Source organism: Parabacteroides sp. AT13, assembly GCF_002272965.1.
GTDB lineage: Bacteria > Bacteroidota > Bacteroidia > Bacteroidales > Tannerellaceae > Parabacteroides > Parabacteroides distasonis.
The window spans coordinates 302,147-316,564 of record NZ_NQMH01000001.1 but is presented as its reverse complement, the minus strand read 5'-3'; the positions used below and the strand labels follow the sequence as shown (position 1 = coordinate 316,564).

General features: G+C 50.2%; 10 protein-coding genes. 8 read left to right on the top strand and 2 right to left on the bottom strand.

Features of this window, described 5'->3' with window-relative positions:
* Window positions 1-5 precede the first annotated feature (5 nt).
* Entirely contained in the window at window positions 6-239 is a 234-nt protein-coding gene (gene atpC / locus CI959_RS01540) for an ATP synthase F1 subunit epsilon (protein ID WP_005861798.1), read from the bottom strand.
* Window positions 240-244: 5 nt separating this feature from the next.
* Window positions 245-1,762: a F0F1 ATP synthase subunit beta gene (atpD, locus tag CI959_RS01535; RefSeq protein WP_005861799.1), complete on the bottom strand. Its 1,518-nt coding sequence runs from the start codon at window positions 1,760-1,762 to the stop codon at window positions 245-247.
* Between the two features lie 377 nt (window positions 1,763-2,139).
* Between atpD and CI959_RS01530 the strand changes: the two genes are divergently transcribed.
* The 8 genes from CI959_RS01530 (at window position 2,140) to uvrB (ending at window position 14,417) form a co-directional block, all read left to right on the top strand.
* Window positions 2,140-2,871 (top strand): copper homeostasis protein CutC, encoded by a 732-nt coding sequence (locus CI959_RS01530; protein ID WP_005861801.1) that lies wholly within the window; start codon window positions 2,140-2,142, stop codon window positions 2,869-2,871.
* A 167-nt stretch (window positions 2,872-3,038) separates the two neighbouring features.
* Window positions 3,039-3,419 carry a hypothetical protein gene (locus CI959_RS01525; protein WP_005861803.1) on the top strand — a complete coding sequence of 127 codons (381 nt, stop codon included), beginning with the start codon at window positions 3,039-3,041 and terminating at the stop codon, window positions 3,417-3,419.
* Window positions 3,420-3,509: 90 nt separating this feature from the next.
* Entirely contained in the window at window positions 3,510-4,673 is a 1,164-nt protein-coding gene (locus CI959_RS01520; protein ID WP_005861805.1) for an efflux RND transporter periplasmic adaptor subunit, read from the top strand.
* 5 nt (window positions 4,674-4,678) lie between these two features.
* On the top strand, window positions 4,679-7,837 hold the full coding sequence (locus tag CI959_RS01515) for an efflux RND transporter permease subunit (protein WP_005861806.1): 3,159 nt from the start codon (window positions 4,679-4,681) through the stop codon (window positions 7,835-7,837).
* On the top strand, window positions 7,827-9,269 hold the full coding sequence (locus CI959_RS01510; RefSeq protein ID WP_095231395.1) for an efflux transporter outer membrane subunit: 1,443 nt from the start codon (window positions 7,827-7,829) through the stop codon (window positions 9,267-9,269). Before CI959_RS01515 ends, CI959_RS01510 begins: the two co-directional genes overlap by 11 nt.
* A 232-nt stretch (window positions 9,270-9,501) precedes the next feature.
* Window positions 9,502-12,147, top strand: coding sequence for a DUF5916 domain-containing protein (locus tag CI959_RS01505; RefSeq protein WP_057317590.1), 2,646 nt, complete (start codon window positions 9,502-9,504; stop codon window positions 12,145-12,147).
* Between the two features lie 50 nt (window positions 12,148-12,197).
* Window positions 12,198-12,392 (top strand): PspC domain-containing protein, encoded by a 195-nt coding sequence (locus tag CI959_RS01500; RefSeq protein WP_036632600.1) that lies wholly within the window; start codon window positions 12,198-12,200, stop codon window positions 12,390-12,392.
* A gap of 3 nt (window positions 12,393-12,395) precedes the next feature.
* A complete protein-coding gene (gene uvrB / locus CI959_RS01495; RefSeq protein WP_057317591.1) occupies window positions 12,396-14,417 on the top strand; it encodes an excinuclease ABC subunit UvrB in 2,022 nt (673 codons plus the stop codon).
* Window position 14,418: the final 1 nt, after the last annotated feature.

Here is a 14,418-nt window from a genome sequence, read left to right as displayed (position 1 = left end):
TGTTTTTATTCGACGCAAACGGATAGGATGTCGTCTTTTACCTCTACGAATCCGCTTTGTATCGTTTGTTCTTGTCTTTTGCCGTTTGCCTCGAACCGGATCGTACCCGCCTTCAACGCTGCTATCAATGGGGCGTGATGAGGCAAGATATCGAATGAACCGGCAACTCCCGGGAATGAGACAGATTCGGTCTCGCCTTCGAAAAGAATGCCGTCCGGTGATACAATTTCCAGTTTCATATCGATTAATTTGCTTGTTCTTTCAGCTGCTTGGCCTTCTCCAAGACATCCTCGATGGTTCCTACGTTTAAGAATGCCTGTTCGGGTATGTCATCCGTTTCCCCGTCCATGATCATCTTGAATCCCCGGATCGTATCCTCTATAGAGACCATGACACCGGGTACGCCAGTGAATTGTTCTGCCACGGAGAAGGGCTGGGACAGAAAACGTTGTACCCGGCGGGCCCGGTTGACCGTTAGCCTGTCCTCGTCGGAAAGTTCTTCCATACCGAGGATGGATATGATATCTTGAAGTTCCTTGTTCCGTTGCAGGATTTGTTTTACCCGTTGCGCTGTGTCGTAATGCTCCTTGCCTACGATTAGCGGATCAAGGATGCGGGAGGTGGATTCCAGCGGGTCTACGGCCGGATAGATACCGAGTTCCGTGATCTTGCGGCTGAGGACGGTTGTTGCGTCCAAGTGCGTAAAGGTAGTCGCCGGAGCCGGGTCCGTCAAGTCATCGGCAGGAACATACACCGCCTGTACGGAGGTGATGGAGCCCTTCTTGGTTGATGTGATACGCTCTTGCATAGCTCCCATTTCCGTGGCCAATGTCGGTTGGTAACCTACGGCGGAAGGCATACGCCCCAGCAAGGCGGAAACCTCGGAACCGGCTTGGGTGAAACGGAAGATATTATCGATGAAGAATAATATATCTTTTCTTTCTCCCTCAGAGGCTTTGTCACGGAAGGATTCGGCGATCGTCAAACCGGATAAGGCCACGGACGAGCGGGCGCCCGGCGGTTCGTTCATCTGCCCGAATACCAAGGTAGCCTGCGACTTAGCCAATTCATCGTAATCGATCTTCGACAAGTCCCAGTTGCCTGCCTCCATACTCTTCTTAAACTCCTCGCCGTATCGGATGACACCGGATTGGATCATTTCACGCAATAGGTCATTTCCTTCACGTGTACGTTCACCCACACCGGCGAAGACGGAGAATCCGTTGTTTTTCTTTGCGATGTTGTTGATCAATTCCATGATCAATACCGTTTTGCCGACTCCGGCTCCTCCGAAAAGTCCGATCTTGCCTCCTTTGGCGTAAGGTTCCAATAAATCGATTACTTTAATACCCGTGTACAAGACCTCTTGGGTCGTTGTCAGATCCTCGAATTTAGGAGGCTCACGATGGATGGGAAGAGCCCCGTCTTTAGTAAGCTGGGCCATGCCATCGATAGGGTCGCCGGTGACATTCATTAAACGTCCTTTGACTTGGTCGCCGGTCGGCATGGTGATGGGCATTCCGTATGACACGGCCTCCATGCCTCGTCTCAATCCGTCGGTCGTATCCATCGCTACGGTACGGACGGTGTTTTCCCCGATGTGTTGCTGAACTTCGACGATCAAGATCTTTCCGTTCGGGCGGGAAATCTCCATGGCGTCGTGGATACGGGGGAGGGTTACTGTTTCTTCTGTCCCATAATCAAAGTGGATATCCACTACCGGGCCGATAACCTGTGAGATATAGCCTTTTATTTCTCCCATAAAGCCTATTTGTTATTTATCTTAACCTATTAAAATGTCGTTGCAATATTACGTTTTATGGCGTTTCGATCCTTGAAAATAGAACTTTTTGTGTCTTTTTGAGATTAGTTAAACATTAAACTATTTAGCTGTAGTTCCGAAATAGACCAATTTGTTTCTTATTTGGACGAATCAGAAAGCTATAGTCAAATTTCTAAGGCATAGATAGATAAGGAGATACGAATTTGCTGCCTTTTTGATAGTAAAGGTGACAGTTCTGTTTTATTTTGTTAATCCATAATAGGGGTGTTTTTAATGGTATCGGATAGTTATTTGTGGTTCTGTTGAGCAAGTGGTGATATTTATGTAATTTTGTACGTCAACAATACTAAATAAACATGAAACGAATTATTGAGATATGCGCGAACTCCGCCCAGAGCTGTGTGGAGGCGGAGGCGGGAGGCGCTACCCGTGTAGAGCTTTGCGCCGGGATACCCGAAGGGGGAACTACACCTAGTTATGGAGAGATCAAGACGGCGAAGGCTCTGACTTCCAAGATCGATATCAATGTGATTATCCGTCCGAGAGGCGGTGATTTCTTGTATACGGAAGCCGAGGTACAATCCATGCTATTGGATATAGAACTGTGCAAGGAGCTAAAAGTGCATGGCGTCGTTTTCGGCTGTCTTACGAAAGACGGGGATATCGATGTACCCTTGATGCGGCGCTTGATCGAGGCGGCAAAACCTCTGTCCGTAACTTGTCATCGTGCTTTCGATGTTTGCCGGGACCCATTCACCGCGTTGGAGCAGCTAATCGAGTTGGGATGCGACCGTATCTTGACCTCCGGCCAGCAATCGGATGCCGTGAAAGGAATCCCCTTGATCGCCGAGCTGGTGAAACGTGCGGACGGACGGATCATCATCATGCCGGGATGTGGTGTACGTGAGAATAATATCGGGAAAATAGAGGCGGAGACAGGAGCGAAAGAGTTTCATACGTCCGCCCGAAGTATCGTATATAGTAAAATGGAATACCGTAATGAGAATGTCCCGATGGGAAGCAGTATCGTGTCCTCCGAATTCGAGACGGTGCAAACGGATCGGGAGAAGGTAAAAGCATATATTTAAGTGCTGGTATAGGCGTGAGCCTGTGTCGGTATTGGTGTAGCCCTACGCCTATACCGGCATCGCCTCATGCCTATACCGGCGTGGGGCGATACCAATACTCGTATGCGGGTGAAATGTTTTTTCTTCCCAAAAAGATTGTTTATCTTTGCGCCTCCATTAGATAAAAGATGCTAAATGTAACAGTGAATAATCGTTTTGGGTTTCACCAGCGTATCATGCTTATGATCATGTTGGTGCTGTTACAGTTTTATTCCATTGGAAGCGATTTCTTTCCGGAGAATATTACCACTACCTCGATGGAAATAGTCGATAAAGAGGCACCCGATGTGTTGTTGGATTTTGACGATAACGCCTCCTTGCGAACGGTACGTCAGGAGCAAGTGCAAATCCGAGCCTTGGAGATCGATTTGATATGGGACTTGTTTACGATTCTGGATTTACATGAATTAATTCATTCCTTGGAACTACGGCAATGCGCCAAGCTTCCTTTATTTTATAACCTACACAAAGCACAGAATTTCGTTTGGTTCTGTTCCTATCTGATTTAGTAGAACTTACCTGTTTCTTATTGTCGCGCATGGGGTGATTCGCCTATGTGCTTTTCGTCGTATTCAAATAATTATAAATCTATAAGTTTTATGAGGATAAAATTGTTTTCTAACTATTTACCCTTACTATGCTTAACGGCTTGTGTATGGGTATCTTGTAGCCAAAACCGGGAGAAAAAGTCCGGGAAGAAAGATCATACGCCGGTGATGCGGTTAACCACGACCACGATCGAGGTGCCGCAGTCCTATGTAGCGGATGTACAAGCCGTACAGTTCGTAGAGGTGAAACCGAAAGTGGAAGGGTTCGTGGAGGCCGTCCTTGTAGATGAGGGCGAGCACGTGAAGAAAGGGCAGGTGCTTTTCAAGCTTTCCTCGGCGGAATTGTACGAGGAGGTGAAAGAGGCGCAAGCCAATCACAAACAGGCCCAAGCCGAGTTGAAGATGGCGGAGGTAGAGGTAGACCGCATCAAGCGTTTGGTGGAGAAAGATATCATCTCGCCGATTCGTCTGGAGCAGGCGATGGCCGAGGCGGACGTGGCACGCTTGCAGGTGCAACAGGCCAAATCCCGTTTGCAACGTGCGGAGACTAATTTCTCGTACACGACGATCACGGCTCCTTTCGAGGGATACGTGGACCGCATCCCCTTTAAGGTGGGAAGTTTGGTTACGCCGAGCAGCTTATTGACCTCCTTGACGGACGTATCGGATATGTTCGCCTATTTCAAGATCAACGAGAAGGAGTATCTGGAATATAAACGGACGCAGTTGAGCGGTATCGACCAGCCGGAGTATAATAATCTGGAGCTGATCCTTTCCGACCAATCCACCTATCGGTATAAAGGGAAGGTAGAGACCGTGGAGGGCGACTTTGAGCGGGGTACCGGATCGATCGCTTTCCGTGCCCGTTTTGCGAACCCGGAACGTTTGCTGCGACATGGCGTATCCGGTAAGATCCGGATGCTGACCAAGATGGAGAACGTGGTCTTGGTTCCCCAGCAATCCACTTTCGAGATACAGGATTTTACCTATGTATATACGGTAGCGGAAGATGGAAAGGTGAGCGTGCGTAGCTTCGAGCCGTTGGCCCGCCACGGTTCTTATTACGTAACACAGGATTTGCCGGACCAGACCGTCATCGTCTACGAGGGTGTTCAGATGATCACAGACGGCATGACTATCAATCCCGATATGGTAGATGGAGCCACGATCCGTCGCCAATTGGAATCGTCTAATGAAATCGAGAATAATAAGTAAGCCCTATGTTTGAAATATTTATCAGACGCCCTATCTTATCGGGCGTGATATCGGTGGTAATTGTCTTCTTGGGATTGCTGGCGATCAACTCCTTGCCGATCACCCAATTCCCGGATATCGTGCCCCCATCCGTTACCGTTACCGCCCGTTATACCGGAGCGAACGCCGACGTGATGGCGAAAACGGTGGCGACCCCGCTGGAGCGTGCTATCAACGGCGTGCCCGGAATGACCTATATGACCTCTGTTTGTACGAACGACGGTATGTCCTTGACTACGATCTATTTCAAGGTCGGTACCGACCCGGACGTAGCTTCCGTGAATGTGCAGAACCGTGTGACCACCGTGCTGGATGAGCTTCCGGAAGAGGTGATCCGTGCCGGCGTGATTACGGAGAAGGAGGTAAACAGTATGTTGATGTACCTGAACATCATGAGCTCGGATAGTACCCATACGGAGAAATTCGTATATAACTTTGCCGATATCAATATCTTGCGTGAGTTGAAGCGCATCGATGGCGTGGGATTCGTGGAGATCATGGGTAGCCGCGACTATGCGATGCGTGTATGGCTGAACCCGAACCGGTTGGCGGCTTATAATATGTCGCCGCAAGAGGTTACGGAGGCGATCCGCTCGCAGAATATCGAGGCGGCGCCGGGTAAGACGGGTATCAGCTCCGACAAGATCCCGCAGCAATTGCAATACGTCTTGCAGTATAGCGGTAAGTTCAGCACGCCGGAGGAATATGGCGAGATCGTCTTGAAAGCCCTGCCGGACGGTTCCGTGCTTCGCCTGAAAGACGTGGCTACGATCGAGTTTGATTCCGAGGATTATAATATGATCTCCATGACGGACGGAAAGCCCTCGGCCTCTATCATGATCAAGCAGCGTCCGGGCTCGAACGCCCGTGAGGTGATCCAGCAGATCAAGGCGAAGATGGAGGAATTGAAGGAAACGACGTTTGCCCCGGGTATGGAATATAATATCTCGTACGACGTATCCCGTTTCTTGGACGCTTCCATATCGGTCGTGCTCAAGACCTTGCTGGAGGCGTTTATCTTGGTATTTATCGTGGTGTATCTTTTCTTGCAGGATTTCCGGTCTACGTTGATACCCGCTATCGCCGTTCCGGTATCGTTGATCGGTACGTTCTTCTTTATGCAGATGCTGGGTTTCTCGATCAATATGCTGACTTTGTTCGCCTTGGTGCTTGCTATCGGTATCGTGGTGGATAACGCGATCGTGGTGGTAGAGGCGGTCCACGTGAAGATGCACAACGAGAAGCTGCCCCCGTTGAAGGCGACGAAAAAGGCGATCGGTGAGATCGGAGGGGCGATTATCGCTATTACGCTGGTGATGTCCGCCGTGTTTATCCCGGTCGGTTTCATGGATGGTACGGTGGGTATCTTCTATCGCCAGTTCTCATTGACGCTTGCTGTGGCGATCGTGATCTCCGGCGTGAACGCCTTGACGTTGTCTCCGGCTCTTTGCGCCTTGTTACTGAAGCCGGTATCTCATTCGAAAAAGGCGAAGAAGGGCCTTCTGACTCGTTTCTTCGAGGGCTTTAACCGCCGTTATGATTTCTTGGAGCGTCGTTATCGCTTGAATTTAAGATGGTTCTTGAACCGTCGGATGCTGACGTACGCAACCTTGATCCTTTTCTGTCTGGCCACGTGGGGCATGACGTTCGTGTTGCCTTCCGGCTTTATCCCGAACGAGGACCAAGGTATGATCTATGTGAACGTAGATGCGCCTCCCGGAGCTACCTTGGAGCGTTCGGAAGCGGCCTTGAACAAGGTGCAAGCGGCTTTGTTGCCGTTGGAAGAGGTGGAGACGATCTCTACCTTGGCCGGCTATAGCTTGATGACCGAGACGGAGGGTGCCAGCTTCGGTATGGGTATGATTAACTTGACCCCTTGGGATCAACGGGAGCAGACGGCGGCGGAGTTGATGAGCGTGTATGCCGATCGTGTCGCCCATATCAAGGATGCGGACATCCAGTTCTTCCTGCCGCCTACGGTTCCGGGATTCGGTAACGCGAGCGGCTTCGAGCTTCGTCTGCAAGATAAGACCGCCGGTACGTTCGCCGAGTTGGATGAGGTCGCCAAGAACTTCGTGGCGAAGCTGAACGCTGATCCTCGCCTGACTGGTGTCACTTCCGGCTTCAACCCGAATTTCCCGCAATATCTGCTCCGGGTGGATTTGGCGAAGGCGGCTAAGCTAGGCATCAACGTGAACGAGTCCATGGAAACCTTGCAATCCTATGTAGGTAGTTTCTATTCCTCCAACTTCGTCCGTTTCGGCCAGATGTACAAGGTCATGTTGCAAGCGGCGCCGGAGTATCGTATGAATCCGGAGGATTTGTTCAGCCTGTATGCTAAGAATAAGGAGGGGAATATGGTGCCTTACTCCAACTTCATGACGATGGAGCGTGTGTATGGCCCGAGCCAGATTACCCGTTACAACCTGTTTACCTCGGCCATGATTACCGGCGAGGCCGCCCCGGGTGTCAGCTCGGGTGAGGCTTTGGCTGCTGTCGAGGAGATCGCTTCCGAGGTATTGCCCCGTGGTTACGATACCGAATGGTCCGGTGTGGCGAAGGAGGAGAAAGAGTCCGGTGGGCAAACATTGGTGATTTTCGCTATTTGTTTGGCATTCGTCTATCTGTTGCTTGCCGCCCAATACGAGAGCTTATTGCTTCCGCTTCCGGTCATCCTGTCGCTTCCGGCGGGTGTGTTCGGCTCGTTCTTCTTGCTGTACGTGGTAGGGCTGGAGAATAACATCTACGCGCAGGTGGCGTTGGTGATGTTGATCGGTTTGCTGGGAAAGAACGCGATCTTGATTATCGAGGTGGCGAACCAGTGCCGTAAGGAAGGTATCAGCGTGATGGGAGCCGCTATTCAAGGGGCTACCAGTCGTTTGCGCCCGATCTTGATGACCTCCTTCGCTTTTATCAGTGGCTTGATCCCGTTGACGATCGCCTCGGGAGCCGGTGCCTTGGGTAACCGTTCTATCGGTACGGCGGCGGCCGGAGGTATGTTGATCGGTACGTTTGTCGGTATCTTCTTGATCCCGGGGCTTTACGTGATCTTCGAGTCGCTGGCTACTTATTTTAAAAAGAGAAAAGAGAAAGAGCAAATTAAAGAAGACGAGTATGTGTATTGATAAGATGAGATATATAATGATAGGCTGCGCCTTGGCTCTGATTGCTTTGGCCGGTTGTAAGACTCCCGAGCTATCGATGGACGAGCGGATCTCGCTTCCGGAATCTGGCGAGATGGGAATGAACGACACTACGTTCGTGAAACCGCTCTCGTGGGATGTCTTTTTCCAAGATACCTTATTGCGAGGCTATGTGGATGTGGCTTTACGCAATAACCATTCCTTCCAGCAGAGCATGGAGCGCATCGCCATGAGCCGTGCGGCCTTGCAGCGGGCGAAGGGGCTTTTGCTGCCGGACGTGAATTTGAACATCGGAGCCTCCGTGAACCGTTTCGGTGAATATACGATGGATGGTGTGGGGAATAGCGAGACAAACGTGCCTTCTTTGCCAAAGGATAAGCATATACCGGACCCTTACCGGGATTTCGGCTTGAGCTTGAGCTTTCAATGGGAAGCGGATATCTGGGGTAAACTGACCCGGAAGAAGCAGGCCGCCGCCGCTCGCTGGATGGCTTCCGTGGAGGCTACCCGTTTTGCCCAGTCGATGTTGATCTCCGATTTGGCGATTCAATATTATGAGTTGATCGGCTTGGACCGGCGTAAGGAGGTGTTGCGGAACGCGCTGGCCAGTGCCCGTCGTTCCCATGAGCTGACCCGCCAGTTGAAGAAGGAAGGGGCGGAGACGCAGTTGGCGGTCGATCAGTTTTATGCCCGTGTGTTGTCGATCGAGAGTAAATTGCTGGAAAACGATCAGTTGATCGGTGAGAAGGAGCGGGCGATCGCTTGCCTGTTGGGTGTTTTCCCCTTCGAGATTCGCCGGATGGGATTCGATGAGTTGCGTAAGTTGCCGGTTCCCTTGTCGGAAGGGATTCCAGCGAACCTCTTGACATTGCGTCCGGATGTACGTTCCGCCGAGATGGGGTTGATCGCCTCCAAGGCGGATGTGATAGCGGCGAAGGCGGCTTTCTATCCCTCGTTAGTGCTTGGCGCCAGTGGTGGTTTCAATGCGTTTGATGTGGGTAAGTGGTTTCATTCGCCGGCCTCTTTGGTGTACGACTTGGCGGCGGGTATCACGGCTCCTATCTTCCGCCGCAATGAGATCCGTTCGATGTGGAACGAGGCGAAGGCTTCCCAGCGTATCGCTTTATCCCAATACCACGAGACCGCTTTGAACGCTTACACCGAGGTGCTCGATCTCTATTGCGCCAGCCAGACCCAAACGGAGCGTATCCGCTTGAAAGAGAAAGAATCCCTTGCCCACCAACGTTCCGTGGTGAATGCCGGCGAGATGTTCCAATTAAGCTATACCGGTTTCTTGGAGGTTCTTTCCGCCGAGGAGCGTTATCTGGATAGCGAGCTGGAGCATATCGATATCGTCACCGATTTATGCCGGAAGAAGATATTGCTGTACCGGGCGTTGGGAGGCGGTTGTTGATTTTTATCGTGACGCTATTGTTATTGTACTGCAACCCGCATTGCAGTGTTACTGCACGCCGGTTGCAGTAGCGCTGCACGTGCGTCGCAGTACTACTGCAATACGGGTTGCAGTGAATACTTGATATCGTATGCCTTTGGCTACGTTGCGATAAATCTTGGGAAGATGTGCTCTTTTCTGAAAAGAAGTGCTTATCTTTGAGGCTTATTGTTATCTTATAGTCTAGGCCATTATGAAATATCTGACTCTACTCGTGTTTTTAGGAATCTCGTTGTTGTGCGAAGCCCAGCAAGATTCGATCGTCCCTTTTGAGAAAGCTTATAAGCGTACCTATAATATCCGGAAAGTATCGGGAGTGAAACCTACGATCGACGGTAAGTTGGATGAGGACTTTTGGACGAAGCAAGGCGAATGGTCGGATCGTTTCGTACAGATTATCCCTTATGAGCGGGCGATCACTCAATCCCCGACCCGGGTAAAACTTTTCTATGATGATAAATATATCTATGTAGGTGTATATTGCAAGGACGCCGTGCCGGATAAGATGAATCGTTTTATCGGGAACCGGGATGATAATAGTCTGGGCGATTTGATCAGCGTCGCTTTCGACACCTACCATGATTATCGTGCGGCACCGGAATTCAATATCAATCTAGGAGGAAATAAGACGGATCTGGTCGTAACGGATAAGTTGAACGTCAACCTTAGCTGGAACGCCGTTTGGGAAGGACGAACGAATATCAACCGGGCGGATTCCAGTTGGACCGCCGAGCTGCGTATCCCGTTCAGCCAGTTGCGCTATAACCAGCAATCGGAGGATGGCGTTTGGGGCTTGCACGTACGCCGTATCATACGTAGGAATAACGAGGTGCAAAATTGGAGCATGATTCCCTTGAAGAATAACGGACATGTCTTTTCGTTCGGAAACATGAGCGGCATGGACTCTGTTCCCAAGCCTCGCGGCATCGAGTTCTTGCCGTATGTAATGGGTAAATACAGGCAGGAACCCCGGATAGACGGCAGCCCTTATCAAAAAGGGCATAGCTGGGGAGGAAACGTGGGCTTGGACGCTAAGTTCGCCCTCTCGGATTATACGTTGGATATGACGATCAATCCGGATTACGGACAAGTGGAGTTGGACCCCTCCGTAATGAACCTTACGGCTTACGAGACGTTTTACGATGAGAAACGCCCCTTCTTCTTGGAAGGAAAACATATCTTGGATTTCGCTAACGGTAGCGATATGATGTTTTATACCCGTAGGATCGGCGCCTCTCCCTCTTATACGCCACGGGGTATAGACAATGTAGGCAGTTATGCCGAGACGAAAGAGAATGTGCCGATTATTGGTGCTTTGAAACTGACGGGTACGAATAAACGGGGCTTGACGATCGGAGTGATCGAGAGCGTAACGGCACGTTCCTCCTCCAAGGTTACCCGTAACGGGGTGGAGGATGTGGAAGTCGTGGAGCCTTTGACGAACTATACCGTGGCCCGTGTGCAAAAGAACTGGAAGGGGAATACCTTGCTGGGCGGTATGGTGACTTCGGTAAACCGTGCCTTGGATCAGCCTTATCTGGAGGATTTCATGGTGCGTAACGCTTTCACGGCGGGTATTGACTTTACCCAGTATTTCAAGAATCGCCTTTATTATATAGATGTAAAGGGAATGTTGAGTTCCTTGCATGGTAGCGCCGGGGCGATCACGGCTTTGCAGAATAGCGTGGCGCATTATTATCAAAGGGCTTCCTCCGCCGATTATCTGGGGGTGGATCCTACCCGTCGCTCCCTGACCGGAACGGGTGGTTATGTGAAAGTGGGACGGAAAGGAAACGCCAAATGGAACTTCTCGGAGACCTTTACTTGGTCGTCACCCGGTTTCGACTTGAATGATATGGGATATATGAAGGAGACAGATTATCTGATGAATGAGACGGAGATCATGTATCGGCAGACCGATATCTGGAAGATATTCCGGTACAACGCCTTTACCCTGTCCCAAAAGAATATGTGGAATTACGGCGGTACTCCTTTTAGCAACAACGCTTCTTTGCGTTGGCAAAGTATGACGATGAACCGGTATGAATGGGATGTCAAGGAAACCTTTGCTTGGAATTGGCTGGATAGCCGCTTGCTGCGAGGGGGACCGGATGTTCGCTTCGGTTCTTATTTCTTAACTTCCGCTAAGTTCAATACCGATAAGGCGAAACGAATGATGTTCATGCTCAAATACGAGGGCGATCATAATTTCGAGGGAAATCGCTTCAATACGATCTCGCCGAGCTTGACATTCCGCTTGGGAAACCATGTCTATTTGTCCGGTCAACTGGATTATGCGTGGAATACGGATGAGATGCAATATGTGGCTACGACGAGTCCGCTTAGCTCGAGTAGCTTGGCCCCTTATTATTATGTCATGGGCCACATGGATCAGAAGACCTATGGTCTCACGCTGAAATTACAAGTGAACGTGACCCCCGATATTTCCATTCAATTTTATGGTGCCCCGTTCACCTCCATCGCTAAATACGATGATTTTAAATTAGCGGCGGATACGAAGTCGCATACCTTTGAGAACCGTTTCCAACGTATTGATCCGGATCAATTGACTTATGCGGATGGAGTCTATACCATCGGGGAGGGAGCTGGGCAGATGCCTTTTAGGAACCCTGATTTTAGGTTTAACGAGTTTCGTTCCAACTTGGTAGCCCGCTGGGAATACTTGCCCGGTTCCACGCTTTATTTCGTATGGGAACACCGGATGTCCAACCGGGACAACTGGTATTCCTCCGGCTGGGGAAGTAATCTGGATCGTATGTGGGGACTCCCCGCTACAAATACGTTCATGATCAAAATGAATTATTGGTTCAACTTGTAAATATGAGTGAGATTCATTAGTTTTGTATATTGATAAAGATATAATAAGATATGGAAGAGAAGAAAAGATTGACTCGTTCGAATAATAAGATGATAGGTGGCGTTTGTGCCGGTCTTGCGGAGTACTTGGACTTGGATCCGACGATCGTACGGATCGTGTGGGTATTGATGGTTTTCTTCGCTGGATTCGGCGGACTGTTATACGTTATCTTGTGGTTGGTAATGCCTAAACAACAGATCGGGTAAAGGATGAATTTTGAAATATCGTCTTCGTTCAGTCCCACGGGTGACCAACCCGAGGCGATTGCGGCGTTGTCGGAAGGGATCAAGAGTGGCGTTCCTTTTCAAACACTTTTAGGTGTTACCGGTTCTGGTAAGACGTTTACGATCGCTAACGTGATAAAGGAAGTTCAGAGACCAACCTTGATACTCAGCCATAATAAGACGCTTGCCGCTCAGTTATACAGTGAGTTTAAAGCGTTTTTCCCAAATAATGCGGTAGAGTACTTTGTCTCTTATTATGATTATTACCAACCGGAGGCCTATCTACCTTCTACCGATACCTATATAGAGAAAGACTTGGCGATCAATGAGGAGATCGATAAGCTGCGTTTGAGGGCCACGGCTTCCTTATTGTCGGGTCGTAAGGACGTGATCGTGGTCTCATCCGTATCCTGCTTATATGGCATGGCAGACCCTACGGCTTTCGCCGAGAAAGTGACGCATCTGGAACGGGGTATGCGTATCGACCGGGATAAGCTGTTGCGCCGGTTTGTAGACGCCTTGTACGTGAATAATAAGCTGGAGTTCAAAAGCGGCTGTTTCCGTGTGAATGGTGATACGGTGGATATTTTCCCGGCGATCGAGACCTTCGACGGCATGGCGTACCGTATCGAGTTCTGGGATGATGAGATAGACCGCATCTCCTCTTTCAATCCGTTGACAGGCGAGGAGTATGATGAGCAAGATGAGCTGAATATTTATCCTACCAATTTATTCGTGACCACCCAAGAGCGTATCAATATGGCGATCGGTCAGATCGATGTGGATCTGGGGACGCAGGTGAATTTCCTCAAGGAGATCGGTAAGCCCTTCGAGGCGAAACGCCTGTATGAGCGTGTCACGTTTGATCTGGAAATGATCCGGGAGCTAGGGCATTGCTCGGGTATCGAGAACTATTCCCGTTATTTCGACGGACGCGCGGCGGGAGATCGTCCTTTCTGCCTGTTGGACTATTTCCCGAAAGACTTCATGCTAGTCGTAGACGAGAGCCATGTGACGATCCCGCAGATTCGTGCGATGTATGGCGGGGATTATGCCCGGAAGAAAAACTTGGTGGAGTATGGTTTCCGTTTGCCCTCGGCGATGGATAACCGTCCGCTTACCTTCGATGAGTTCGAGTCGTTGACGCCTCTAGGCATTTATGTGAGCGCTACTCCCGCCGATTACGAGTTGATAAAGAGCGAGGGAGTGGTGGTGGAGCAGGTGATACGTCCGACAGGCCTGCTGGACCCGATTATCGATGTCCGTCCTTCATTAAACCAAATCGACGACTTGATGGAGGAGATCACGCAGCGCTCGGCAAAAGACGAACGAGTCTTGGTGACTACCTTGACCAAGCGTATGGCGGAAGAGCTGACTACGTATATGACCCGCATGGGGGTACGATGCAACTATATACATAGCGATGTAGATACCTTGGAACGTGTACAGATTATGGACGACCTGCGGAATGGCCTGTTTGATGTGCTGATCGGTGTCAATCTGCTACGCGAGGGGCTGGATTTACCGGAAGTCTCGTTGGTCGCTATCTTGGATGCGGATAAGGAAGGCTTTTTGCGTTCCCACCGATCCTTGACGCAGACAGCTGGACGTGCCGCCCGAAACGTGAATGGAAAGGTTATCTTCTATGCCGATAAGATCACGGCGAGTATGCAGCAGACCATGGACGAGACCAATCGCCGGCGGGAGAAACAGATGGCTTATAACGAGGCGCATGGCATTACTCCGAAGCAAGTCATGAAAAACAGTGTATCCATGCTTGCCGAGAAACAACAAGCGGCGGAGCCTTACGCTTATATAGAGCCGGAACCAAGCTTGGTGGCGGACCCGGTCATGCAATACATGAACCGTACGCAGCTTGAGAAGGCGATCGAGCGGACTCGCAAACAGATGACGGAAGCGGCGAAGAAACTGGATTTCATCGAGGCTGCCCAATTCCGTGACGAGCTGGTGAAATTGGAGGATTTACTGAAAACGAAAAAGGATTAGC